At 44.8% G+C, this 22,790-nt stretch carries 21 protein-coding genes, 1 tRNA gene and 1 pseudogene; 10 read left to right on the top strand and 13 right to left on the bottom strand.

What is annotated here, in order from left to right; translation table 11 throughout:
• Positions 1-157 precede the first annotated feature (157 nt).
• From QUA03_RS06930 to QUA03_RS06895, 8 genes are all read left to right on the top strand, one after another.
• Positions 158-406, top strand: coding sequence for a hypothetical protein (locus QUA03_RS06930; protein ID WP_333210774.1), 249 nt, complete (start codon positions 158-160; stop codon positions 404-406).
• Positions 407-911: 505 nt separating this feature from the next.
• Complete coding sequence (locus tag QUA03_RS06925) at positions 912-1,103, top strand: hypothetical protein (RefSeq protein WP_333210772.1); 192 nt, start codon at positions 912-914, stop codon at positions 1,101-1,103.
• A 233-nt stretch (positions 1,104-1,336) separates the two neighbouring features.
• Positions 1,337-1,705: a DUF4440 domain-containing protein gene (locus QUA03_RS06920; RefSeq protein ID WP_333210770.1), complete on the top strand. Its 369-nt coding sequence runs from the start codon at positions 1,337-1,339 to the stop codon at positions 1,703-1,705.
• Between the two features lie 86 nt (positions 1,706-1,791).
• Positions 1,792-2,121 carry a GNAT family N-acetyltransferase gene (locus QUA03_RS06915; protein ID WP_333210768.1) on the top strand — a complete coding sequence of 110 codons (330 nt, stop codon included), beginning with the start codon at positions 1,792-1,794 and terminating at the stop codon, positions 2,119-2,121.
• Between the two features lie 313 nt (positions 2,122-2,434).
• Entirely contained in the window at positions 2,435-3,019 is a 585-nt protein-coding gene (locus QUA03_RS06910; protein ID WP_333210767.1) for an SMI1/KNR4 family protein, read from the top strand.
• A 104-nt stretch (positions 3,020-3,123) separates the two neighbouring features.
• The gene (locus tag QUA03_RS06905) at positions 3,124-3,420 is read left to right on the top strand and encodes a BrnT family toxin (RefSeq protein ID WP_333162936.1); all 297 of its coding nucleotides are present in this window, start codon (positions 3,124-3,126) and stop codon (positions 3,418-3,420) included.
• A complete protein-coding gene (locus QUA03_RS06900) occupies positions 3,410-3,703 on the top strand; it encodes a hypothetical protein (protein ID WP_333210765.1) in 294 nt (97 codons plus the stop codon). The genes QUA03_RS06905 and QUA03_RS06900 overlap by 11 nt, the downstream gene beginning before the upstream one ends.
• A gap of 253 nt (positions 3,704-3,956) precedes the next feature.
• Complete coding sequence (locus tag QUA03_RS06895; protein WP_333210763.1) at positions 3,957-4,790, top strand: hypothetical protein; 834 nt, start codon at positions 3,957-3,959, stop codon at positions 4,788-4,790.
• A gap of 211 nt (positions 4,791-5,001) precedes the next feature.
• Here QUA03_RS06895 and QUA03_RS06890 read toward each other — a convergent pair whose 3' ends face one another.
• Together QUA03_RS06890 and QUA03_RS06885 are read right to left on the bottom strand one after the other, a co-directional pair.
• Positions 5,002-6,174, bottom strand: a complete 1,173-nt coding sequence (locus tag QUA03_RS06890) for a TRC40/GET3/ArsA family transport-energizing ATPase (protein WP_333176612.1) — start codon at positions 6,172-6,174, stop codon at positions 5,002-5,004.
• A 299-nt stretch (positions 6,175-6,473) separates the two neighbouring features.
• Complete coding sequence (locus QUA03_RS06885; RefSeq protein WP_333210761.1) at positions 6,474-6,866, bottom strand: DUF2358 domain-containing protein; 393 nt, start codon at positions 6,864-6,866, stop codon at positions 6,474-6,476.
• Positions 6,867-7,003: 137 nt separating this feature from the next.
• Between QUA03_RS06885 and QUA03_RS06880 the strand changes: the two genes are divergently transcribed.
• Positions 7,004-7,612, top strand: coding sequence for a glutathione S-transferase N-terminal domain-containing protein (locus tag QUA03_RS06880; RefSeq protein ID WP_333210759.1), 609 nt, complete (start codon positions 7,004-7,006; stop codon positions 7,610-7,612).
• Between the two features lie 182 nt (positions 7,613-7,794).
• On the opposite strand, the gene QUA03_RS06875 is transcribed toward QUA03_RS06880, so the two are convergent.
• From QUA03_RS06875 to ahcY, 3 genes are all read right to left on the bottom strand, one after another.
• Entirely contained in the window at positions 7,795-9,219 is a 1,425-nt protein-coding gene (locus tag QUA03_RS06875; RefSeq protein ID WP_333210758.1) for an NADP-dependent isocitrate dehydrogenase, read from the bottom strand.
• Between the two features lie 164 nt (positions 9,220-9,383).
• Positions 9,384-9,986 carry a DedA family protein gene (locus QUA03_RS06870; RefSeq protein ID WP_333210756.1) on the bottom strand — a complete coding sequence of 201 codons (603 nt, stop codon included), beginning with the start codon at positions 9,984-9,986 and terminating at the stop codon, positions 9,384-9,386.
• Between the two features lie 168 nt (positions 9,987-10,154).
• Positions 10,155-11,432, bottom strand: a complete 1,278-nt coding sequence (gene ahcY / locus QUA03_RS06865; protein ID WP_333035008.1) for an adenosylhomocysteinase — start codon at positions 11,430-11,432, stop codon at positions 10,155-10,157.
• Between the two features lie 401 nt (positions 11,433-11,833).
• On the opposite strand from ahcY, the pseudogene QUA03_RS06860 reads away from it, so the two are divergent.
• A pseudogene (locus tag QUA03_RS06860) lies at positions 11,834-13,590 on the top strand (IS1634 family transposase).
• Between the two features lie 374 nt (positions 13,591-13,964).
• On the opposite strand, the gene QUA03_RS06855 reads toward QUA03_RS06860, so the two are convergent.
• The 8 genes from QUA03_RS06855 to QUA03_RS06820 form a co-directional block, all read right to left on the bottom strand.
• Positions 13,965-14,046: transfer RNA gene (locus QUA03_RS06855), tRNA-Leu, on the bottom strand.
• 223 nt (positions 14,047-14,269) lie between these two features.
• Complete coding sequence (locus QUA03_RS06850) at positions 14,270-14,980, bottom strand: peptidoglycan-binding protein (protein ID WP_333210754.1); 711 nt, start codon at positions 14,978-14,980, stop codon at positions 14,270-14,272.
• Between the two features lie 609 nt (positions 14,981-15,589).
• Positions 15,590-18,010: a sucrose synthase gene (locus QUA03_RS06845; RefSeq protein ID WP_333210752.1), complete on the bottom strand. Its 2,421-nt coding sequence runs from the start codon at positions 18,008-18,010 to the stop codon at positions 15,590-15,592.
• A 133-nt stretch (positions 18,011-18,143) separates the two neighbouring features.
• Positions 18,144-19,667 (bottom strand): carboxypeptidase M32, encoded by a 1,524-nt coding sequence (locus QUA03_RS06840; protein WP_333210750.1) that lies wholly within the window; start codon positions 19,665-19,667, stop codon positions 18,144-18,146.
• A 79-nt stretch (positions 19,668-19,746) separates the two neighbouring features.
• Positions 19,747-20,949, bottom strand: coding sequence for a tetratricopeptide repeat protein (locus QUA03_RS06835; RefSeq protein WP_333210748.1), 1,203 nt, complete (start codon positions 20,947-20,949; stop codon positions 19,747-19,749).
• Positions 20,950-21,324: 375 nt separating this feature from the next.
• A complete protein-coding gene (locus tag QUA03_RS06830; protein ID WP_333210746.1) occupies positions 21,325-21,666 on the bottom strand; it encodes a type II toxin-antitoxin system PemK/MazF family toxin in 342 nt (113 codons plus the stop codon).
• Positions 21,653-22,054 (bottom strand): type II toxin-antitoxin system Phd/YefM family antitoxin, encoded by a 402-nt coding sequence (locus QUA03_RS06825; protein ID WP_333210745.1) that lies wholly within the window; start codon positions 22,052-22,054, stop codon positions 21,653-21,655. Before QUA03_RS06825 ends, QUA03_RS06830 begins: the two co-directional genes overlap by 14 nt.
• A gap of 35 nt (positions 22,055-22,089) precedes the next feature.
• On the bottom strand, positions 22,090-22,790 hold a 701-nt coding region (locus QUA03_RS06820), incomplete at its 5' end, for a tetratricopeptide repeat protein (RefSeq protein WP_333210743.1).

Raw genomic sequence — 22,790 nt, 5'->3', positions numbered from 1 at the left:
CGTACTTCATATTATGGGAGCTAATTTTTTCTTTTATTTTACCTAGAACGAGCGCACTTTCGCAAGAGGTCTAATGAGAGTCCGAAAGAATGCCTGCTTATGGTCAGCACCACCGGCCTATAGTGGTCGCGGTAGACCACGGAAACACGGGCAAAAAATGAGACTCAATGACCCAACCACATGGCTTCAAGCGGATACAGAGATTGAAATTGACGAACATCCAGATTTGGGAAAAGTCCGAGTCAAACAATGGCTTGACTTGCATTTTTATCGCGCCCCTGGACAAAAAGTCAATTTAATCCTGGTGGAAAGAATGAAGCCCATGTCAAACGGTCAGCCGTTTCCACCCTTATGGTTGGCTTGGGTGGGAGAACGAACTCTCCCTAAGCGAAACAGTCTGGTTTAAGTATTTACGACGCTTTGGAGTCGATCATTGGTATCGGTTTGCAAAGCAACGATTGCATTGGACATTACCTAATTTAAGAACCCCTGAACAATCCGAGCGTTGGAGTGATTTAATGCCATTGATGAGTTGGCAACTCTGGCTGGCCAGAGATTTAGTAATCGAGAATAGACTTCCTTGGCAATCTGCTACTATCAATTTAACCCCTGGACGTGTTGCCCAATCAATGTTTTCGCTTTTGGTTGACATTGGGACTCCAACAAAAATCCCTAAACATAGGGGAAAATCCCCCGGTTGGGAAAAAGGAAGGGTACGAACTAAGGCACCGTGCTATCCCACCGTTAAAAAACGGGTTTCTCGACGTAAAAAGTCTTCAAGATTAGCTGTTTAATCTTCTACTTTTTGAGTTTTTGAGCAACAGCTTGCCTGAGATTCAAAGGTGGCTACTTTTAGCTGCGCTCATTTTTTAGTCTAAACTACAGGAGTTGATTCAAAAGGGAAAAAAACTATGTTGCCAAAATTCAAGGAAGAGAACCCAAACTTCAAAGGAAAGTTTCGATTTCAAGTAAATCCTTATTTGTGGGAGGATTTGCAACTAGATGAAGAAGTTGAACTCATTACCACCAATTGTTGCTATGTATTTGACAAACTTGTAAATATACTCAGCACAGATAATCCTAAATATCCTCACATATTTTAATATCTAAAGCCCTTAGCTGCGAGTGAGTTCAGCTAGTATATCGCAGAGTTCGCTCCATCAAACTTATCGTTTGAAGCGCAGTTCAGAGAACTAGAAATGATCGGTTTCGTTGTTGAGTCCAGAGAAGTTATCGTCGATCGCCCGATCATAAATAATTGTTAAGAGATCGGGCATAACAAATCATTGGATCGGACAAAATTGTGATATTTTTAGGTTTAGTTGGAGTGATAGTTATGGGAATCAGCAGCGAAGACAGAGACACCCTCGAATGCCTAGAGCAAGAGCTATGGCGTCAAGAAACTCGCCTTGACAAGCAGCGCATGAATGAACTCCTCGCACCGGACTTCTTTGAATTTGGACGTTCTGGACGTGTCTGGCAAAGACAAGATACACTTGTGGCAGAGCCTTCATCAATAGATGTCATCTTTCCGCTACCTGAATTTCACATTCGCCTGCTCGATGAGAACATTGTTCAGGTTACCTATGACAGTGCATTTATTTATGACGGCGTTGTTGAACATACACACAGAAGCTCTATTTGGTCGCGAACGGCAAGCGGTTGGGTACTTCGCTTTCATCAGGGTACACCGTTTCAACCTTGACTACTCTCAGCACTCGGATCACAACGATGAATGCCATTACCTATAGACATCCAGAATTTGGGGATGAACACTAAATCAGTGCTTGTATGTGGGCTGCTGCGGATCTATGGGAACTTACAGATGGAACACCAGAAAGTGTTGCTGAATGGAAAAAAATTTCTGACCTAGAAGAATTAAGAGCCAGAATTTTGAGTAGCGAGAAAAGGCTAGTCGCTAGGTGGAGTGGGATTATTGTTGGTTTTATTGCATTTCAGAGAGGGAATCATCTGTCATTGTTGTTCGTCCGAAGAGAATTTGGTGGGCAAGGAATCGGTAGAGAACTATTCACTCGATGCAGCAACGATATTGAGGAAATCACGGTTAACTACAAAGAAGATGGAAAAAAGCTTCAGATTGAAGCAGTTGAGCGTGGTTAGGATTGCTATAATAGACCTCTTGCAAAAAAAATCTATCTTAGAATTAAAGGTTTTGAGTGTTAGACCTGAGAGCCAACTCATAATTGTCAAGTGCTGATATAACCTGCAATCTGCTCTAATTAAGCAAAACTTTTGATTATAGCATAAAATTATTTTGCAAGAGGTCTAATGACCTGAGCGATGGTTAGAGTCGATAAAAAGTAGCATGGAAAGAGAGTCAGCACCCCGCTTTAATTTTAGGCGGTTAAAACCGCTATCTCGCTTTCCTCTGAACTCTCGCATAGACTGAGTTTCCAGCTTCGGAGGTTTTCTCATGAAAATAATTTGGGAAAGAATTGATAATTGGCTGGCAGCCAATGCACCTGAAGTGCTGAAAAGTCTCAGACCGGGCGCTAATGATGAGGAGATTGATCGAGCAGAAGCATTCTTTGGTGTAGAGTTTCCCGAAGATTTCAAGCTGTCTTACCGCGTGCATAACGGTCAGGATGAAGAATCTTATTCCCTGTTCCCCAACTTGAAGTTCCTCTCTTTCCAAAGCGCGATCGAAATATCTGAAAAATGGCAGGATTATTCAGACGATAATTTTAGGTGCGATGGTGACGACATTTTTGAAGGAATCTGGAAGGGTTGGTGGAACCCGAATTGGATTCCATTCACAAACGAAAGCAATGGTGCTTGCGAATGCGTAGATTTAGCCCCAGCAGCAGGCGGAAATGTTGGACAAGTCATTATTGTTGAGTGGCAGGAACCTACTAGAGGGCTTATTGCACCTAATTTTCGAGTTTATATGGAGAACTTTGCAGATGCACTAGAACGAGGAGAATATCGGTTCTCTGAGGATGGTTATGGGTTAGTCGATCTAGTGGACTTTGAAATATTGATGCAGAAACATAATTGAAAGGCCCCAACAAGTAGCACAGGCTGTGGCAGTAGTTTGAAAACGATCGTTTTTTGTGAATAACGTATTGACATTGTAAATACATTTTACCTATACTAGGGAGCATGAATGTATACTTCGTGCTCAATGGCATTACCTTTGTATGGGACGAGGGAAAAGCGCGGATAAATCCCACGAATCATGATGGGGTTACTTTTCAACAAGCTGCTGAATCCTTCTTTGACCCATTTCTAGTTGTCGTTGATGCCAGCCGCAATGAGGAAGCGCGTGAGGCTGTGATTGGGCTAGATAGTCGGTGGAATCTACTGTATGTGGTTCACATTGAGCGTGAAGAAAATGTCATTCGGATTATTTCAGCACGTAAAGCAACTCGTCAGGAGAGGGCAGAGTATGAAGGTTGAAGCATTAAAGCAGCGATTAAACCGCAACCGTCCAATGACTAGCGTGACGATTCGTATGCCCGAAGATGTTGTGGAAGATTTAAAAAAAGTTGCACCATTGTTGGGTTTTTCGGGCTATCAGCCATTAATTCGTGCTTATATCGGTCAAGGTTTGCGCGTTGATTTAGAACGATTTGAGAGCGAGAAAGTAACAGCCTTAGTAGCAAGTTTGAAGCGTCGAGGTGTCAGCGATGCAGTGATTGATGAGGCATTAAAGGAAGTCGTTCATGCTGAGTCCTGTTAATTGTGTCGAGCCAGCAGTACAAAAAGGCGATCGATCTAACATTCAGATAGCTAACACGACACGGTATCTCATTACGCAAGTCACGGCCTCATGAACGCAGACGCTATGAACAATACCTCAAAAACCGACTGGGCTAGAATCGACGAAATGAGCGATAAAGATATCGATACCTCCGATATTCCACCGCTGTCGGAGGAGTTCTTTCATCGCCGATTAAAACTGTACAAATCCGCATTCGGACGATCGACCATTAATGAAAATATTCCCTGCTCGCATTCATATTCTGCTTGCCAGTCAAGCTCCCGTCGGACTAATCATTCGACGCGGCCCGTCGAAGCAGGTTGCAACTATGCTATGGGATCGACAATGCGATCGATTCCAACTGGGACAATGGTTAAAGGGACGCATCTACGAACGCCGGAGTGACCTCTCACCCGACGGCAAATATCTGATTTACTTCGCGATGAATGGTCGCTGGCAATCGGAGGCCTGTGGTGCCTGGACTGCGATTTCACAAGCACCATACCTCAAAGCGATCGCCATCTTCCCCAAGGGGGATTGTTGGAATGGGGGTGGTCTGTGGACGAGCCAAGCCACCTACTGGCTCAACGACGGCTACTACGGCCACCAGATATTGCGGGATACTTCGACAGTCCGTCGCGACACCACCTACGCCCCAACCTGCAATTATGGCAACAACGAGTGTCTCGGCGTCTATTACCCTCGACTTTTACGCGATGGTTGGCAACTGGTCGATCGCGTACAGTTCGGCAAAGGGAAAGACCAACATATCTTTGAAAAATCGATCGGCAACGGCTGGATACTCCGCAAAATCGCCCATGCCGAGAGCGATCACCCAGAGGGGAAAGGCTGTTATTGGGATGAACATTCACTAATTAATCGGGCTACTAATGCCACGATTAGTTATCCCCAATGGGAGTGGGCAGACCTGGATGGCAAACGGCTAGTCTGGGCGGCTGAAGGCAACCTCTATGCGGCAGAGATAACAGCGGAAGGATTAACCAACGTTGTCCTATTATTTGATTTTAATGATATGCAATTTCAGCCGATCGCTGCGCCATACTGAATCATCATCCATTTTTAACTGGATACCGATAACCGAACTTAAACCGCTATATGTCTATATCCATAACTTCTAGTTTGGTATCTCCGATTCTTTCGGAGTTAAAATTGATATCTCTTGCTGTCATAAAACGATAAATACTAAAAACAAAAGAAAGAATAGAAGTCCTCACTAAAAAATCCAACAAGGTTCGTAGTGAGGACTTTAGCCCTAATTAAGCAAACTTAATCTTCAAATAATCCTCCTCCATCTTCGCCCCCGAAGGTTGGAGCGCCGCTAAAGCTTGCGGCAACACCAAATTACGGCGGTGATTGCCAATCCGAACATTCAACTCATCTCCCGTTTTGCTCAACTGGATCTGATCCTTAGCAATTCCGGGCAAATACAGTTCAAGACTATATTGATTGTTTTCCTGCACGATCTTAATCGTATTTTCTTTGTAATAAACTTGACTTGGATCTTCGTCTTTGTAAAGAGTTTCTTTCAACCGTTCCAAAGCTGCCAAACCGCACATTTCTTCAGAATAAAGTGGCACCTCCTTAACTGGCAGCGGCATAAAATCTGAGTGAATTTCCTGACGGTACTGTTCCTGGCTTTCTTTCCACCGTTTAAAAAATGGGTCTGTTACTTCTGCAGGAATAATCCGGTTAGCTACTACTAAATCAGTGGCTACATTGTATAAACTCAAATAGGCATGAGCGCGCAGAGACTCTTTAATTACCATTTTTTCGGGATTGGTAACTAACCTTACCGAAGTCACAGTATTGTCAGTTAAAACCTTTTCCAAAGCTTCGATTTGTTCGTAAAATTCGTAAGGTGCATCCATCACCTCTTTGTCTGGCAAAGAAAAACCCGCAATTGGTCTAAAAATAGGTTCAACTAAAGGCCGAAGGGCGGCTGATATGCCTTGGAGAGGCTTGTAAAATTTTCTCATGTACCAGCCGCCAACTTCCGGCAAACTTAGCAGTCTCAATGCTGTGCCAGTCGGAGCAGAATCGATAATTAAAACATCAAATTCGCCTTCGTCGTAATGTCGCTTCATTCGCACCAAACCGAAGATTTCATCCATTCCTGGCAAGATGGCTAATTCTTCAGCTTGCACCCCTTCGAGCCCCTGCGCTCGCAAGACTTGAGTAATGTAGCGCTTAACTGCTCCCCAATTGCCTTCTAATTCCCTGAGAGCGTCTAATTCTGCTCCCCACAAATTCGGTTTCACCAGCCGCGAATCGTGTCCGAGTTCCATGTCAAAGCTGTCGGCTAAGGAGTGAGCCGGATCTGTACTCAGCACTAGGGTTTTGTATCCCAATTCGGCACATCGCAGCCCAGTCGCAGCGGCTACGGAGGTTTTGCCCACGCCACCTTTTCCAGTCATTAATATTAAGCGCATTGATTGTTTAGCTCGCCTGAAAATTCTTTACTTCTTTATTGTAACGTTCTGTAACAAAGATTAATTTAGTGGGCGCTTAATTTTGGCGACAAGCACCCGCCGGACATACCACATTTCCCGTAATACACGAAATTGCTGCCATGTCAACATCAGTTAAAATTACTTATCTCAGATATCAATTGCAACACATAAAAATCCATCAGCGTTCATCTGTGTTTATCTGCTAACATCTGCGGTTAAAAAAGGGATCTCGCTCTTGAAACACCATCTTTTATTGCTAACAAACCTAAGCCAAATTCTCAAACATTAGTTTTCACCGAAAATACAAGCTGTTTGAGTACATCCAACCGCGAACAGTTCCAGTAATCGATGTGAGAAACAATTAAACCGTCGCTGTTGATTTTGAGTTCGCTCCTACCGGCGATCGCCATTTTCGGCTTCCAAGGTAGCGGTGCGATCCAGCTCAGAGTCCAGCGAGTTTCTATAGTATCTACCGACTGCGAAATCCCGTGCAAATCGAGATTTACATCCTGAAAAAAAGTCCCAATAAACCCGATCATTTTGCGGTAGCGCTCGACTCCTGTAAATCGATTCACCGGATCTTCAAAATAAACATCTTTTGCATAGATGCTGTAAGTCTGATTATCGGGAAATCTTTGATAATCGTCTTTGAGAATTTCAATAATATCCATTTCGAGCGATCGTTATTCTTCTATTATTAGAATATAATTTTAACACAATAGATATAAAATCCGCAAATTTTGTCCAAATTGTGATATTATATCAGGTTATTTCCTGCCTTGCAAACTTTCAACTTAACATCACAACTATGATCGACCTCTACACTTTTACCACTCCAAACGGCCGCAAAGTCTCGATCATGCTCGAAGAAATAGGTTTACCCTACAACGTGCACGTCATAGACATCACAAAAAACGACCAATTTAGCCCAGAGTTCATTGCCATCAACCCCAACAGCAAAATTCCGGCGATAGTCGATCGAGATAACGGCATCACCGTCTTCGAGTCCGGCGCTATTCTGATCTATCTTGCCGAAAAAAGCGGCAAATTTCTGCCCACAGACAAACAAAAATACTTTCAAGTTATGCAGTGGCTGATGTTTCAAATGGCCAGCGTCGGCCCGATGTTTGGTCAGCTAAACCACTTCAAACGCTTTGCACCCGAACAAATTCCCTATGCGATTGGGCGCTACGAAAAAGAAACCTTGCGCCTCTACGGAGTATTAGACACTCAACTAGCAAAATATGAATATATCTGCGGCGACTATTCTATTGCCGACATTGCTATCTATCCCTGGGTTGCTATTTACGAATTTCAAGGATTAACCCTCGACAACCACCCCCACCTCAAACGTTGGGTAGAAACCTTGCAGAAACGTCCCGCAGTTGAGCGCGGAATGGCTGTTCCATCATTATAAACCCCCCATCTAAATTGTATTTTCGGGCGGGCTAGAAGCCCACCCCACAAGCAAATGGACTTTTGTGGAACCGGCTTCTAGCCCGTTCTTACGAAATAGCGGGCGGGCTAGAAGCCCACCCTATAAGCAAATTGACTGGTTGTGGAACGGGCTTCTAGCCCGTTAAAAAAAAGCCCTCAAACTCAATCGGCGAAATGCTTAATAATCGCCTCAGCAAACTCCGAACACTTCAACTCAGGCACCGGAGGCTCCATCAACCTCGCCAAATCGTAAGTAACTTCACCATTAGAAATTGCCGCTCCCAAACCCTTCTTAATCAAGTCTGCTGCTTCCTGCCATCCCATGTATTCTAACATCATCACCCCGGACAAAATCAGGGAACCGGGATTGACTTTATCCAAACCAGCGTGTTTCGGTGCAGTGCCGTGAGTGGCCTCAAAAACTGCACATTCATCACCAATATTCGCACCGGGGCCCATGCCCAATCCACCGACAATGGCGGCGGCCGCATCGGACAAATAATCCCCGTTTAGATTCATTGTCGCCAAAATCGAATACTCGGCCGGTCGGGTTTGAATTTGTTGGAAAATACTGTCAGCAATTCGGTCGTTGACCATGATTTTTTCTTTCCACTGGCCGCTGCCGTGACTGTCCCAAATTGCAAACAGAACGTCGGCTACTTCTTGACGAATTTTGGCTTGTTTTTCGGGGGTCAAAGCATCGTATCCCGGGTCTATTTGGCGAGCATTATCTTCTAAGCTAATGTCGGATTTTTTTTCTTTGTTTCCCAGAATCCAAGACTCTCTTTCCGTTACGCACTGTTCGCGAAATTCGGTGGTTGCTAATTCGTAACCCCAATCTCGGAAAGCTCCTTCAGTATATTTCATGATGTTGCCTTTGTGCACCAAAGTCACTTGCTGCTTATCTTTTGGCAACCGTAAAGCGTGGGTAATGGCCCGCCGTACTAAACGCTGAGAACCTGTTTTGCTAATGGGTTTAATTCCGATTCCCGAATCGAGGCGAATTTGTTTTTTGCCATGTTCTGGTGTTGCTGGAATTAGCTCATTATTGAGGAATTCAATCAATTTTTTGCCAATTTCGCTGCCTTTAGCCCATTCAATTCCGAGGTAAATATCTTCTGTATTTTCCCGGTAAATAATTACATCTAGGAGTTCAGGAGTTTTGTGTAGCGATGGTGTTCCAGCATAATATTTGCAGGGCCGCACGCAGGCGTAAAGGTCAAAGATTTGCCGCAAAGCTACGTTTAGTGATCGAATTCCGCCCCCGATTGGGGTTGTCAGTGGCCCTTTGATGGCGACTCCGTATTCTTTGATGGCGTCTAAGGAATCCTGGGGCAGATATTGGTAAGTACCGTAGACATCGCAAGCTTCGTCGCCTACATAGATTTTAAACCAGTTGATTTTTCGATCGCCACCGTAAGCCTTTTCTACCGCAGCATCCATGACTTTCTGGGATGCAGGCCACAAGTCAACGCCGGTACCGTCGCCGCGAATGAAGGGAATAATCGGGTCATTGGGGACGATCGGCGAACCGTCTTTGAAAGTAATTTTAGAACCTGTTGTTGGGGCTACAATTTTTTCGTACATATCTTAACAGCGCGGATAGGAATGTTCCCTATTTTGCCACGATTGTCTGCCTAAACCTCAATCAATCCTAAATATTTGTATAAATTTTTGATAACTTGATTTTTAACCGTAGATAATAGCAGATAAACGCAGATAAACGCAGATGTCTGCATTTATCTATGATTTTATTCTTTTTGCATATTCTTCTTCACTATCCATAAAATACACCAGATGACTATAATCACCACAACTATTTTGGAAATCGGCCCGAGATAATCCTCTACAAGTGTATAATTTTCCCCTAGTTTATATCCGGCAAAGGTCAGAAAACTTACCCATAAAAGAGTGCCGCCTGTTGAGTAGATTAAAAAAGGAATTAAAGGCATATTATTGATGCCAGCGGGCAGAGAAATTAGGGTACGAACTCCCGGTACGAGGCGACACAAAAACACGGCTTTGTTGCCGTGTCTATTAAACCATCTATTTGCTTTGTCAATATCGGCGCCCGATACTGTGATCCACTTCCCGTATTTATCGGCTAAATTCCTCAAGCGTTCTTCGCTCAATAATTTACCAGCATAGTACCAGGGAAGCGCCCCCAGAACTGTACCGATTACTCCTGCTGCGATCGCCGGTGAAAACTCCATTCTGTTCTGGAATACCGTGAATCCTGCCAGCGGCATAATCAATTCTGAGGGTATGGGGGGGAAAAGATTTTCTAAAAACATCAACAGCCCTATTCCGAAATAGCCCATAGACTGCATTGTGTTAGTTATCCATTCAACCATTTTGATTCCCTAATTTGGTAAGAAGAAGTCATTAGTCATTAGTCATTGCTCGTTCCCAGGCACAGCCGGGGAACACATATCTAAAGGCTCTGCCTCGACTCCCCTTGAGGGAGGCAGAGCCTCCTTGTATTCATTCCCAGGCCGAGTCCGGGAACGAGAATACTATGATTAAGTGCCCGAAGTCCAAGAGTTTGTGTACTCAATTTGTTCGGCAGTCAAAGTATCAATGTGAATACCCATTGCTTCCAATTTGAGACGGGCAATTTCTTTGTCAACTTCCACGGGAATTGAGTGAATACCAGGCTCTAGTTTGCCTTTGTTAGTAACTAGATATTCGCAGGCTAAAGCTTGGTTAGCAAAGCTCATATCCATCACGGCACTGGGGTGTCCTTCGGCTGCTGCCAAGTTGATCAAACGACCTTCGCCCAACACAATAATCGATTTGCCATTATTGAGGTGATATTCTTGAGTGAAAGACCGGACTGTTTTCACGTCGGTGCTTTTTGCGCCGAGGGATTTGAGGTCAATTTCAATGTCGAAGTGACCGGAATTGCAAACAATTGCGCCGTCTTTCATTGTCTCGAAATGTTCGGCACGAATGACGTGTTTGTTGCCGGTAACGGTAATGAATATATCTCCGACTGTTGCTGCTTCGTCCATCGGCATGACGCGGAAACCGTCCATCACTGCTTCGATCGCCCGAATCGGATCAATTTCGGTGACAATTACGTTAGCACCCATACCACGGGCGCGCAGTGCCGTGCCTTTGCCGCACCAACCGTAACCTGCAACCACAATATTTTTACCGGCTAACAAAATATTGGTAGCGCGGATAATGCCGTCTAGGGTAGATTGACCGGTACCGTAGCGGTTGTCGAAGAAGTGCTTGGTGTCGGCGTCGTTGACGTTCATCGCGGGGAAAGTCAGCACACCGTCTTTCAACATGGCCCGCAGGCGCACGATGCCTGTGGTAGTTTCTTCGGTAGTTCCGATTAAGTCGGAAATTTGGTTGGGGCGGTGCTGGATTAGTGCGGCTACAACGTCGCTGCCGTCGTCGATGATAATATTGGGGCGGTGGTCTAGGGCTGTGTAGACGTGACGTTCGTAGGTAGCCGCATCTTCTCCTTTGAGGGCGAAGACGGAAATGCCGTAGTCTTGAACTAAGCAAGCTGCTACGTCATCTTGAGTGCTCAAGGGGTTGCTGGCGATCAGTACGGCGTCGCCACCGCCGAGTTTGATGGCGATTGCCAAATGAGCGGTTTCTGTGGTTACGTGGCAGCAAGCGGCCAAGCGAATGCCAGCGAAAGGCTTTTCTTTAGCGAAGCGTTCTTGAATTTGCCGCAAAACGGGCATTTCCCGGCCTGCCCACTCGATGCGTTGCTTTCCCAAGGGGGCGAGGGACAAGTCTTTGACTTCGTGTTTAATCTTGACGGATGTAGCAACCATGTATGTTATTTCTCAGAAATCATCAAACTTTGTTAGTTTTAGCAGATTAACCCATCGGGGGGCAAGTGCTGTGATTTTACTCGATCGGGGTCGGCGCGGCTAATCTTAAATTTTGATTGTGTTTTAATGATTAGCGAGCTAGTCGATGGAGTCACCCGCACAGTGATAGTCAAACATCCTTGTCGGGCGATCGATCTCAATCTTTTGTGTTAGCGTGGCGTTCTGGAATTATTTGACACTCTCACTTGGGCTTCTGGCAGTTTGAGCCCAGATTCCGCAGGTCTTTAAATACAATTGAGGGTTATAAATTTTAAAAATTAAAGCCTGAAGTGATTGCCCAGTAATCACTTCAGGCTTTTTTGAGATACAATGAACGAACTAGGAGCCAAGAGGAAAAAACCATGAATGAGCATCAAGAAGCCATAAAAGTCCTAAATTTAGACCATTTAGGAATAGTAGCAGGCATAATAGACGAGATGGAATTAGTAGAAGAAGTCAATAAAATAGTAGGAATAACAACCCAAGAAATGCTCAGCCCAGGACAAGTCATGAAAGCAATGATTTTGAATGGACTAGGATTTTTAAGCGCCCCATTATACATATTTGAGGAATTTTTCGTAGGAAAAGCAACATCACATCTAATAGGAAAGGGAATATTACCCGAACATCTAAACGACGATAGACTGGGAAGAACCCTTGATAAATATTATCAAGTGGGAACCACAAAGCTCTTCACAACAATCCCCATAAAAGCCGCCCATAGATTCCAAGTAAAAATGAACAGCATCCATTTAGATGGAAGTTCAATGTATGTACAAGGAGAATATAAAACTCAAGTTGAAAACAGCGACCAAACAGAAAAATAACCCGGACCAGAAACATCAGAAATGAAACCAATAGAAATAGTTCACGGATACTCGAGAGACCATCGACCCGACCTCAAACAATTTATCATATAGCAAGTCTATTTGAGTCGTGAATGTAGAACAACCTGAAACGCTTGTGATGATTGAATCGATTGTTTACAAATCAAATGGTTTTGCTATAGACATGATTGTAACAGGAGACGGAGACATACCACTATATCTAAAAATAGATTCAGGAAACATCGACGACAAAAGCGTATTCGTATCAAGACTAAAAAAAATCAAAAAACAGTGGACATTTGAAGGAATCTGCGTAGCAGACAGCGCCTTATACACCAGGAAAAACCTATCAGCAATGACAGGAATCAAATGGATAACAAGAGTTTCATTAAGCATAAAATCAGCCCAAGATCAAATCGTAGACATCCAAGAAAGCGAATGGCCATCAAGCTCAAAAAAAGGATATAAGATAGCCGAAATAGCTAGCGAATATGGAAACATAAAACAAAGATTGTTAGTCATAGAAAGTGAACTCAGGAAACAAGCAAGCATCAAACAAATAGACAAACAAGTAAACAAACAAGAATCAAGCGCCCAAGCCGCACTACGCAAGCTGTCCCGGTAAAACTTTGCCTGTGTTGCCGACGCAGAAACCGCAATAAAAAATCTATCAGACACATGGAAATATCACCAAATTACCGAAATCAAATGTCAAGAAAAAAGCCATAAAAAACCAGAAACACCCACCAAAAAAGCTAGTAATATAGACACAATAGCCTATCAAATAATCGGTAAAATAGAAACCAGACCCGAAATAATATCAGCCGAAAAAATCAAAGCAGGGAGAGTTATACTGGCAACAAACATTTTAGATAAAAACGAAATAACCAACCAGCAAATATTAGAAGAATACAAAGCTCAACAAAGTAACGAAAGAGGATTTAGATTTTTAAAAGACCCATTATTTTTCACATCAAGCGTCTTCGTGAAAAAACCCCAGAGAGTAGAAGCAATTGCCATGATAATGGGAGTATGTTTATTAGTATATAATCTCGCGAATAAGAAAGTTGAGACAAGAATTAGAATCAGCCAATGCCAGCATCAGAAACCAGGTCAAGAAATTGACAAATAAACCGACGATGTGGTGGGTATTTTAGATGTTTCAAGCCGTACATTTAGTCAACCTAAATGGAGCCGAACAAATAAGCAACTTAACAAAGGAACGTCGGGAGATATTAAATTATTTAGGAAAGGTTTGCGGTCAATATTATTTAATAGTTGAAGATGGGTAACTCGGAAAACAAACCGGAGAATATTGTTAAATAAATTCAAATAAGTGGCAACCGAACACTCATGTTGCCGGAATTGTGATGGCTAATTTAGGAAGAATGAGTTCAGATATTGCCGAAGGAATATATTAGAAAATATCTGTGAATTCAAATTTCTTATATCTCGCCAAAATCGGGAAATAATGATACTAAAATTAGAAAAGATAGGCACAGACATTTTTCCTACACTGAATGTATGAAAATCCTTAGTCATCAAAGCCAGAACTGCGGAATGTGGGTTGTAATACAACCTTCAATTCCGGGATGCCGTTCACAAGGCAGCACAAACTCTGCTAAACCAAGGGTGGGGGTTTTTAGTTTGGGAATACAATCTGTTATGCGGATAAAAGGACTTGAACCTTCACTCCTCTCGGAACCAGAACCTAAATCTGGCGCGTCTGCCAATTCCGCCATATCCGCATTTTGACATTTTAATACTATAGCACACAACAGAGCGATCGGTCAATCGATTTTAGATTTTAGATTTTAGATTTTAGATAAAACACAGCGACCCACTGATAAATCCGCAGGCGAATGACCAAATTGCTCGATCGCCCAACATCGAGAAACCCGGTCATTTTGGCACACCGGGTTCAATCATGAGTTATCGCCACAGCAATTTTCCGTATGTTTCACTCGTCGCTTACTTTTGGCCCAGCGCCTTCCAGGTTGTTTCGTCAACCATGCCGTCAACCGTCAAACCCTTGAATTTCTGAAAGTTCTTGACAGCCGTAGCAGTGCGAGCGCCAAAAATGCCGTCGATCGGGCCCGGATCGTAACCCTGCATTTCCAAACGCACCTGTAGCGTCTTCACCTTGGAACCGACAGCGCCTTTATTTAGAAGAGTTGGAGGATTGCCGGCAACAGCAGCATTGCTCAGAATTGGAGCATTGTTCTGCACAGTTTCAGGAGCAGGCGCTGGATCTGCTGCTAAAGCTGTCCAAGTTTCTTTGTCCACAATGCCGTCTGAGTTCAAACCCTTAGACTGCTGAAAGGCACGAACCGCCGATGTAGTGCGAGAGCCATAGGAACCGTCGATCGTCCCCACCTTGAAACTGTGCACCTGCAACCGTTGCTGTATGGCAGCAACTTCTGGCCCATCAGCTCCCGCCGAGATAGTTTTTTCCTTTCTGACTGGCGCCTGCTCGCCCGCGTAAAAAGGCTTGTTAAACATATCTGCTTCGGACTTTCCCTCGGGCGATGCTGACGCACCCGGATCGGCGGGAGCCGTAAAGTCTCTGCGGTACTGTTCCTGCACCAAAGGCTCGGAGTCAAAAGCAGCAATTGCCTTTCGGGTTAAGCCGGGAGCGAGCAGAGCGATCAAGCTGAAAATCGTAACAGTAGTCACACGCATAAATTTCATCCTGTTAGTAAGGTTTGACAGGGTTTCCCTGTTTTCAAGTTTCTAAATCTAATTGTATTACCCGGACAGCTTTCTGAGACATATAGCAAAAGCAAGAGGGAAGAATGCCCTTCTACTTCGCCATCGGGTAAGAAGAAGTCCGAGGGAAGGGGTAATAGACCGCATTGGTTTGAGCCATTAAGAAAGTTCTAAGCGTCTGGCGCGGTTGCTATATCTGCCCCGGTCTCTAGAATTTCAGCACTCGGGACACCAGCACTCACAACTTACCTGTTAGAAGTAGGGGCCGGTTCGCACTATTCCTAATAAACCCACTTGATTCCGAGATGTTTCGTTACCAAAGCTCATATTTTCGTATAAACCACGTCTTTTAGCCTCAGTCTTATGGTACAAAACCTGCCGTCATTCACAAATCTTTACAGGCGAATTTTCTACAAAGTTGATCTATGAAAAGCGAAGTTTTTTCCTTCAATCTCCCCGTAATATCAATTTCGGTTGTATGGGAATTATTAAACCCCTCTTGATGCAGAGGATACAGAGAAAGGGAAGAGAGAGATGAATAATGGCGATACCAAGGGATTTGATATAAGCAAAACTCGCGACTTATCGATTTGCGTGTTCTGCCAATAAAGCCTTTGCTCTTGGCTTGTAAATGAGATAAAACAGCGATTCTACGTAGCGGAGCATATCTTCGCGGTTTTCCTTGGACGAGTAGTTCCAAAAACCGTAAGTCCGCGCCAGAGTCAGCAGCTTGGTAGTATGAATTTTCCAGGTATACGTGCTGTAAACTCGGTCAATGCCTCGCGTTGAAATTTCATACCAATAGTTGGGATCGTGTTCGCATTTCGATAAAAAAGCTAGAATTTTTTGGGCAGTCTCCTGGTGGTTGGTCGGGTTGATATAAAACCCATTTACGCCATCTTGAATAATTTCCCGCGGGCCACCAAACTGTGTCCCGAAAGTAGGAATACCGGTAATCATTGCTTCGAGAATTGTCAAGCCGAAAGCTTCAAATAAGGCTGGCTGAACAAATATACCTTGGGTGTCGGCGATTACCCGGTAGATTTCGCCGGACAGGCTTTTGGAAAGCCTCACTCCCAGCCAGCGAATTTTACCGTGAAGGTTGTATTGGTCGATAATTGCGTAGAGTTTTTTAATTTCTTCTGCTTCTTCGTAGTCTTCGGTTTCTTCGACCCGCAGCTTGCCGGCTACTAGAATTAAGTTGCATTTTTCTTGCAATTCCTGGCTTTTTCCAAACAATTCTGCTAAGCCTGTCATGTTTTTAATGCGATCGAGCCGGGCCATCGAAAATAAAGGGCGCTTGTGCGGAGCGTCGAGTTTTCCAAAGACTTGTTCCGGGTCTTCTAGAGTAAACAGCAGTTCGTTGAGCCGATCGCGATCGCCTTGGACCCGGTCTTCGATCCGCGTGTAGGGAAAGTACACACTTTCGTTAACTCCCGGCGGCACGACGTTGAATTTAGGGCTGAACAGTTCAATCCCGTTCACAACGTGGTACAAATCCGGCATGGTAAAACACTTGTAAGATTCGTACTGACCAACACTATCGGATTGGCCCACAATCTCTTGATAGGTGCTGCTAACAATACAATTAGCTGCATTCATGGCAATTATATCGACCGTAAATTGCAGCGAAAAATGGTACTTTTCCTCTGATTCTTGCCAGTAAAGATTGCTGAGCAAATATTTGGATTTTTCCAGCGCATGGGCAATATTGCACTGAGTAACTTTGAGTTTTCTAGATAGCAAAAACGCTACCAAGTTGCCGTCTGAATAGTTGCCGACAATTAAATCTGGCTTGCCCTCAAGCTCAGCCCACAGTTCTTTTTCTGCATCGATCGCGTAAGTTTCTAAATAAGGCCAAATCTCGAACCTCGAAATCCAATTTTGAGTCAGTTTGGGATTGAACTCGCGGAAGGGAACCCGCAAAATCCAAGCATTGTCTGTGCCGTGAACTTTTTCCAAACGTTTGTTGCAGGGCGTGCCGTCGCTGTTAGGAATTAACCGGGTGAGAATAATTACTTTAGGTTTGACTCCTAAACTATCGAGACCGGCAAGATGAATGTCTTCTTGCAGTTGTTTCTCTAAACTCTTGGCTTGATCGAGGACATAAACTACCTGACCTCCCGTATCCGGTCGCCCCAAAACTCCTTCTTGGCCGAACCAGCCGTGAGGAGAAACTAGGACGATTTTGAAAATCATCGGGATGCGAGAAATAAATGCTTCTAGGGTTTGTGGATCGGGGGCATCAATTAATTCGTCAAGAAGTGCTAGGGTTTCATGCACGCGGGCGGCGGTATTTCCCCAACCTGCCTCGAAACCCATCATTTGCAAAACCGCTCGAAATCTCTCGTAGGGTTCTTCTTCAGAAAGTTCGCTAACAAAGGTGAGGGCTTTTTTGACTTGTTCTGAAAGTTGTTCTTGGGATTTTATGCGATCGTTAATTAGTAATTGTACGCCGTTGTAGCGGTGAATCCGCAAGAAATTAAATAGAGCTTCCTGACACTGTCTGGCGTCTTGAAATAGTTTGCTAGACAGGTATCGGTTGAGGAATTGCACTCCTTTGCCGATGTTTTTGGGGTCGCGAATTGTGGGGGAATAATCGTAAAAAGGCCCGAAATCTAGTTCGAGAATCTCGCCTTCTTGGGGGTGAAAGTAGTTGACGAAGCGATCGCGCACATCGAGCAATTCTTGCACTGTCATCTGCTCAACAGTTAAGTCGTCTGCAACTCGCACTATTTCCATTGTAGCAATTTTTGGTCGCAGCAGGATGCAAAGGCTGCCATCTTCGAGAATAATTTCCTGAACGTAGTAAATCAGTTTGCTTAAAAGAGAAGATTGATGGAACTGTTCAGGCTTTTCGTATTTGGTGCAGTAGGTGGCAAAAGCGTTAACTATGTCGTTTCGCAGTAAATATTTGTTTCCCAAAGCGCGCAAATCGCTGACAAACTGACGGAAGTCGGTTTTTTCGTCGCTGGCGATAACAGCCTGAAAGAGTTCCGACATACATACTCCCTTATTTAGAATTTTTGATTTTCGTTGTAAAACAGGGCGATACTTTGTGAGTATCGCCCTTTATTTTTAGGGGGCTACTTTTTTTAATGCCATTTTAAAATCTGCAAAGTGAAGTTGCTATCCCTCAAATGACATAAAATTCCCCGTATTTGTGGCGAATGTAGCGGATAAAGGGATCGATAGTTAAAGGTGAACCTGTAACGCGATCGATCAATTCGACAGCAGTGTATTTGCGGCCGTGCTGGTAGATATTTTGTTTTAGCCAGTCGTGGAGTACGCTAAAATTGCCCTGTTCTATTTCTACGGGAATTTCAGGATTGATTTTTACTGCTGTTTCGTAGAATTGAGCGCTCATCAAGTTGCCGAGGGTGTAACCTTGGAACATTCCGCCGATCGTACCAACATACCAGTGAACATCTTGCATCGCGCCTTCGCTATCGGTGGCTGGGACAACGCCGAGGTCGGTTTTATAACGTTCGTTCCAGGCTTCGGGGAGGTCTCGCACTGCTAGTTTTCCCTCTACCATTGCCAATTCTAGGTCAAAGCGGATGGCGACGTGGAGGTTGTAGGTTACTTCGTCGGCGTCGGTGCGGATGAGCGATCGTGAGACTTTGTTAATTGCCCGGTAAAATGCGTCCGTGGATACGTGTCCCAACTGTCGCAAAAATACGCCTTGGAGTTGCGGATAGAAACATTCCCAAAAACCGCGGCTGCGCCCGACCAAATTTTCCCAAAGTCGCGATTGACTTTCGTGGACGCCGGAGGAAATGCCGCCTGCCAGAAGCGTGCCTTCAAATTCCGGGGAATTTCCGAGTTCGTAGAGGGCGTGTCCGGCTTCGTGGATGCTGCTGAAGAGTGCTTGATCCAAGTGGTCTTCATAGACGCGGGTGGTAATTCGTACGTCGTCTATGGAGAAGTTGGTCATGAACGGGTGCAGGGTGGTGTCTTGCCGTCCCCGTTGGAAGTCGTACCCCATGCGTTCTACGACTTTACGGGTAAATTCTAGTTGCTGGGATTCTGGGAAGTCTTGGTGCAAGCAGGAGTCGTCGGCGGGAGGTTGCGAGGTGATGGCTTCGACTATCGGCACTAATTCTTCACGCAGTTTGGCGAAAAGCGGGCGCAGCAGGGATACTTTCATGCCGTAGTCGCTACGATCTATCAACGGATCGGCAATGTGTTCGTAGCCGGGGAAAAAGTCGGCGTATTGCCTGCTTAATTCTAGGGTTTTTTCGAGATACGGCTCAACGGCTGCGAAATTGTTGGCTGCCCTGGCCGCAGCCCAAGCTTCGTAGCTGTCGGCTTGGTGGCGGCAGAGTGCGGACATAAAGGTTGCGGGGACTCTGGCGGCGCGATCGTAGTCTCTGCGGGCGATGCGGATCAGGCTGGCTGCGGTGGAGTCGTAGGGGAGGGTTTGTTCGTAGAAACGCAAGTCTTCTAGGAGTTCACCTATTTTGGGGTCGGTAAATTTTTCGTGGGATATTTGTTTGAGAGTAGCCAACTGGCGGCCTCTGGCATTTGCACCTTTGGCGGGCATATAAGTTGATTGATCCCAATGCAGCAGCGACGAGGCTGATTCGATGTCGTTAACTTCTCTGAGGTGGGCTGCCAGTTGAGCGAATTTTGCTTGAGTTTTGTCTAGGGTTTGCATGATTGGGGTTTATGGTGCTGTTTTGCCTACAAAGGTTGCAGTGCGGCATCCGTCTCCATCAATCATTGCTACCCTGAAATCAAGCTAAAAACCGCACTTCTTCCCGTATTGTACGCAATTTAGAGTCATTTTTGCACAATTTCCGGTATTTATGCGGATTGAGTTCGATCGCCTTGGATAAGTTTTCGATCGCCAGCCGGATGCTGCTGGCTACAAGTTCGGGGCTGTTTGTGAGTTCGCCTGCTGCTTTTTCCAGGGCGTAAAGGCAAGCTTTTTGATAGTACAGGTTGGGATCGTCGGGTGTGAGTGCGATGATTTTATCGTAGGAGGCGATCGCTTCGGTAAATCGTTGAATTTTTTTGAGGGCTATGGCGCGGTTGTACCAGGCTTCGGTGTTGTCTGGCTGCAACTCTAGGGTTTTGTCCCAAGAGGCAATTGCTTCTTCCAAGCGTTGTAAGTTTGCGAAGGCTAAGCCACGGTTATAAAAGGTTTCGCTGTCGTTTTGCTTCAGTGCGAGGGCTTTGTCCCAGGATGCGATCGCTGCTTCAAATTGTCCCATTTGTGCGATCGCCCTGCCGCGTTTGTTCCAGGCTTCGGCGGAATTCGGCCGCAGTTGCAGGGTTTTGTCGTAGGAGGCGACGGCTTCCGGGTAGAGTTTTTCATCGGCTAGGGCTAAGCCGCGGTTGTACCAGGCTTGATGCAAATCTGGTTTGAGTTCGATCGCTTTGTCGTAGGAGGCGATCGCGGCTGTATTTTGGTCTGATTTTCTCAGGGCAAATGCTTTGTTGTACCAAGCTTCGCAGTAGTCTGGTTTGATGGCGATGGCTTTGTCGTAGGAGTCGATCGCTTCTGATAATTTCTCTAAGCTGACGAGGGTGTTGCCGCGGTTCGTCCAAGCTTCGGGGTAGCTGGGGTTGAGTTCGAGCGCCTTTTCGTAGGATGCGATCGCTTCTGAGAGTCTGTTGATCTTCCGCAAAACGTTGGCCCGATTATACCACGCTTCGGGATTGTTTGGTTTGATTTTTAGGGATTGGTTGTAGGCTGCGATCGCTTCTTCTAGCTGGCCCAATTTTTTGAGGGCTACGCCTTGGTTGTACCACGCTTCATAAAATTTTGGTTCAAGTTCGATCGCTTCTTGCCAAGATTCGATCGCAGCTTGGAATCGTCCCATTGCTTCTAGGGCGTTGCCGCGTTCGTATAAGGTTTGAGCCTTTTGGGTGTTGACTGCTATGGATTTTTCCCCTGAGTCGATCGGCTTTTCTATGCTGGCTAATTTTTGCAAGGGGTTTCACCTCTTTATTTTCTGTCTAATTGATTCTTTTCTTTTTTATATGCGATCTTTTTCGCCTTTGAGTGCTTTTGATCGCGACTATTTGGTTATTTATGGCAATTTTACAGGAATTTGGGGACTTTTTCAATTTTTTTCATTATACTTCTAGAACTGGGATTGGGAAGTATAGATTAATACTAATTTTTTTATATGACTGCGTAGAAAAGAGGAAAGGGCGATCGCACTGAGCTGTGGCCAACCTCACCCAAGATATAAAAGGACTTACAGATCCACCCTATTTGTAGTGCATTGCGGCCCTTATTACTACGGGTAGTGTAAAACTTTAAAAGTTGCGTAAGTCCTGATATAATTTTCACCTATCGGCGATCACTTACTTAGCAAATTGCAGAGCTTTTCAGCAATTTGAGCCTGTGTATTTGATGATAATTCACCCAACTCACGCTGAACAACCACTGTAGAAACAGTCACCAGTTGATGCAGCCTGATAGCAGATGGCACCCGCAGCCCCGAAGCAGGAAAGTCGGGATGAAAAGCATCTAATACGATATCTGTTTCCAGTAGATTTGTTGGTACGCGACTTGTAATATAAGCAAGAATAACATGGCGTCGCGCTCCCAAAGGGTTAGTCAAGCAAGCTACAGGACGCAGTTTGTTTGCCGATAAATCATCATAGGGAAACGGTACTAGGAAAATCTTACCCTTGGTCATGGAATGGTTTACCGTCAGCTATGGTATAAATGTCTTCTTCGGGGTCGAGGATAGAACCAAAATTAGGATCGAGCGCTACTGTTTTAATCCATTCTGAGTCGTGGAATGGCAAGCCATCAGCTAAAGTGTAGATATCTTCTGCTGAGTCTCTTAGGGAATCAAAAGCCCGATTGCGTATCGCAGCTTTTAGCCATTGATATTCTTCTAGTTTTGCTTTGTGAATTAGGGCAGCTTCTAGTGCTTCCAATCGCTTCAGATCAGCATAAGTAATGATAGCAGCGATCGCTCTTCCTTCCTGTTCTATGACAATTCGTTCTCCAGTATCCTCGACACGGGCGATGAGTTCGGGAAACCTGTCATTAGTTACAGTTACATTTAGTTTAGTCATCTTTTACCTCACTCTTAATTATTAGATCAAACTATCTATCCTTGAATCAAGGCTTGAAACCGAGTATGCGATCGAATTCTGTCAAAATCCGAGTCAGTTTTTGCCATGTCTCGGTATTTCTCAGGATTCAGATTGATGGCTTGCTGCAAATTCTGAATCGCTTGGTCAATCTGACTCTGTAAGGCATAATAGCAAGCTTTATTATAAAATGCTGGGTGATAATCTGGTTTGATTTGTAAGGCTTTGTCGCAGGAGGCTATCGCTTCTTCCAATCTTCCTAAATTACCCAGTGCAATGCCCCGATTGTTCCAGGCTTCGTGTAAATCTGGTTTGATTTCTAAGGCTTTGTCGAAGGAGGCTATCGCTTCTTCCCATCTTCCTAAACCAGCCAGTGCACTGCCCCGATTGTTCCAGGCTTCGTCTTTATCTGGTTTGATTTCTAAGGCTTTGTCGTAGGAAGTGATCGCTTCTTCCCATCTTCCTAAATTACCCAGTGCATAGCCCCGATTGTTCCAGGCAACGTGTAAATCTGGTTTGACTTCTAAGGCTTTGTCGTAGGAGGATCTCGCTTCTTCCCATCTTCCTAAATTACCCAGTGCATTGCCCCGATTGTACCAGGCTTCGTATGAATCTGGTTTGAATTCTAAGGCTTTGTCGTAGGAGGATCTCGCTTCTTCCAATCTTCCTAAATCATCCAGTGCAATGCCTCGATTGTTCCAGGCTTCGTGATAATCTG

Source organism: Microcoleus sp. S36b_A4, assembly GCF_036700645.1.
Lineage (GTDB): Bacteria > Cyanobacteriota > Cyanobacteriia > Cyanobacteriales > Microcoleaceae > Microcoleus.
Note: the sequence above shows the minus strand (reverse complement) of the source record. Positions and strands in the feature narration are given on the sequence as shown.

Coding starts and splice junctions, on each gene's coding strand:
- QUA03_RS06930 (WP_333210774.1), top strand. CDS start 158: ATGAGACTCAATGACCCAACCACATGGCTTCAAGCGGATACAGAGATT.
- QUA03_RS06925 (WP_333210772.1), top strand. CDS start 912: ATGTTGCCAAAATTCAAGGAAGAGAACCCAAACTTCAAAGGAAAGTTT.
- QUA03_RS06920 (WP_333210770.1), top strand. CDS start 1,337: ATGGGAATCAGCAGCGAAGACAGAGACACCCTCGAATGCCTAGAGCAA.
- QUA03_RS06915 (WP_333210768.1), top strand. CDS start 1,792: ATGTGGGCTGCTGCGGATCTATGGGAACTTACAGATGGAACACCAGAA.
- QUA03_RS06910 (WP_333210767.1), top strand. CDS start 2,435: ATGAAAATAATTTGGGAAAGAATTGATAATTGGCTGGCAGCCAATGCA.
- QUA03_RS06905 (WP_333162936.1), top strand. CDS start 3,124: ATGAATGTATACTTCGTGCTCAATGGCATTACCTTTGTATGGGACGAG.
- QUA03_RS06900 (WP_333210765.1), top strand. CDS start 3,410: ATGAAGGTTGAAGCATTAAAGCAGCGATTAAACCGCAACCGTCCAATG.
- QUA03_RS06895 (WP_333210763.1), top strand. CDS start 3,957: ATGAAAATATTCCCTGCTCGCATTCATATTCTGCTTGCCAGTCAAGCT.
- QUA03_RS06890 (WP_333176612.1), bottom strand. CDS start 6,174: ATGCGCTTAATATTAATGACTGGAAAAGGTGGCGTGGGCAAAACCTCC.
- QUA03_RS06885 (WP_333210761.1), bottom strand. CDS start 6,866: ATGGATATTATTGAAATTCTCAAAGACGATTATCAAAGATTTCCCGAT.
- QUA03_RS06880 (WP_333210759.1), top strand. CDS start 7,004: ATGATCGACCTCTACACTTTTACCACTCCAAACGGCCGCAAAGTCTCG.
- QUA03_RS06875 (WP_333210758.1), bottom strand. CDS start 9,219: ATGTACGAAAAAATTGTAGCCCCAACAACAGGTTCTAAAATTACTTTC.
- QUA03_RS06870 (WP_333210756.1), bottom strand. CDS start 9,986: ATGGTTGAATGGATAACTAACACAATGCAGTCTATGGGCTATTTCGGA.
- ahcY (WP_333035008.1), bottom strand. CDS start 11,432: ATGGTTGCTACATCCGTCAAGATTAAACACGAAGTCAAAGACTTGTCC.
- QUA03_RS06850 (WP_333210754.1), bottom strand. CDS start 14,980: ATGCGTGTGACTACTGTTACGATTTTCAGCTTGATCGCTCTGCTCGCT.
- QUA03_RS06845 (WP_333210752.1), bottom strand. CDS start 18,010: ATGTCGGAACTCTTTCAGGCTGTTATCGCCAGCGACGAAAAAACCGAC.
- QUA03_RS06840 (WP_333210750.1), bottom strand. CDS start 19,667: ATGCAAACCCTAGACAAAACTCAAGCAAAATTCGCTCAACTGGCAGCC.
- QUA03_RS06830 (WP_333210746.1), bottom strand. CDS start 21,666: ATGACCAAGGGTAAGATTTTCCTAGTACCGTTTCCCTATGATGATTTA.
- QUA03_RS06825 (WP_333210745.1), bottom strand. CDS start 22,054: ATGACTAAACTAAATGTAACTGTAACTAATGACAGGTTTCCCGAACTC.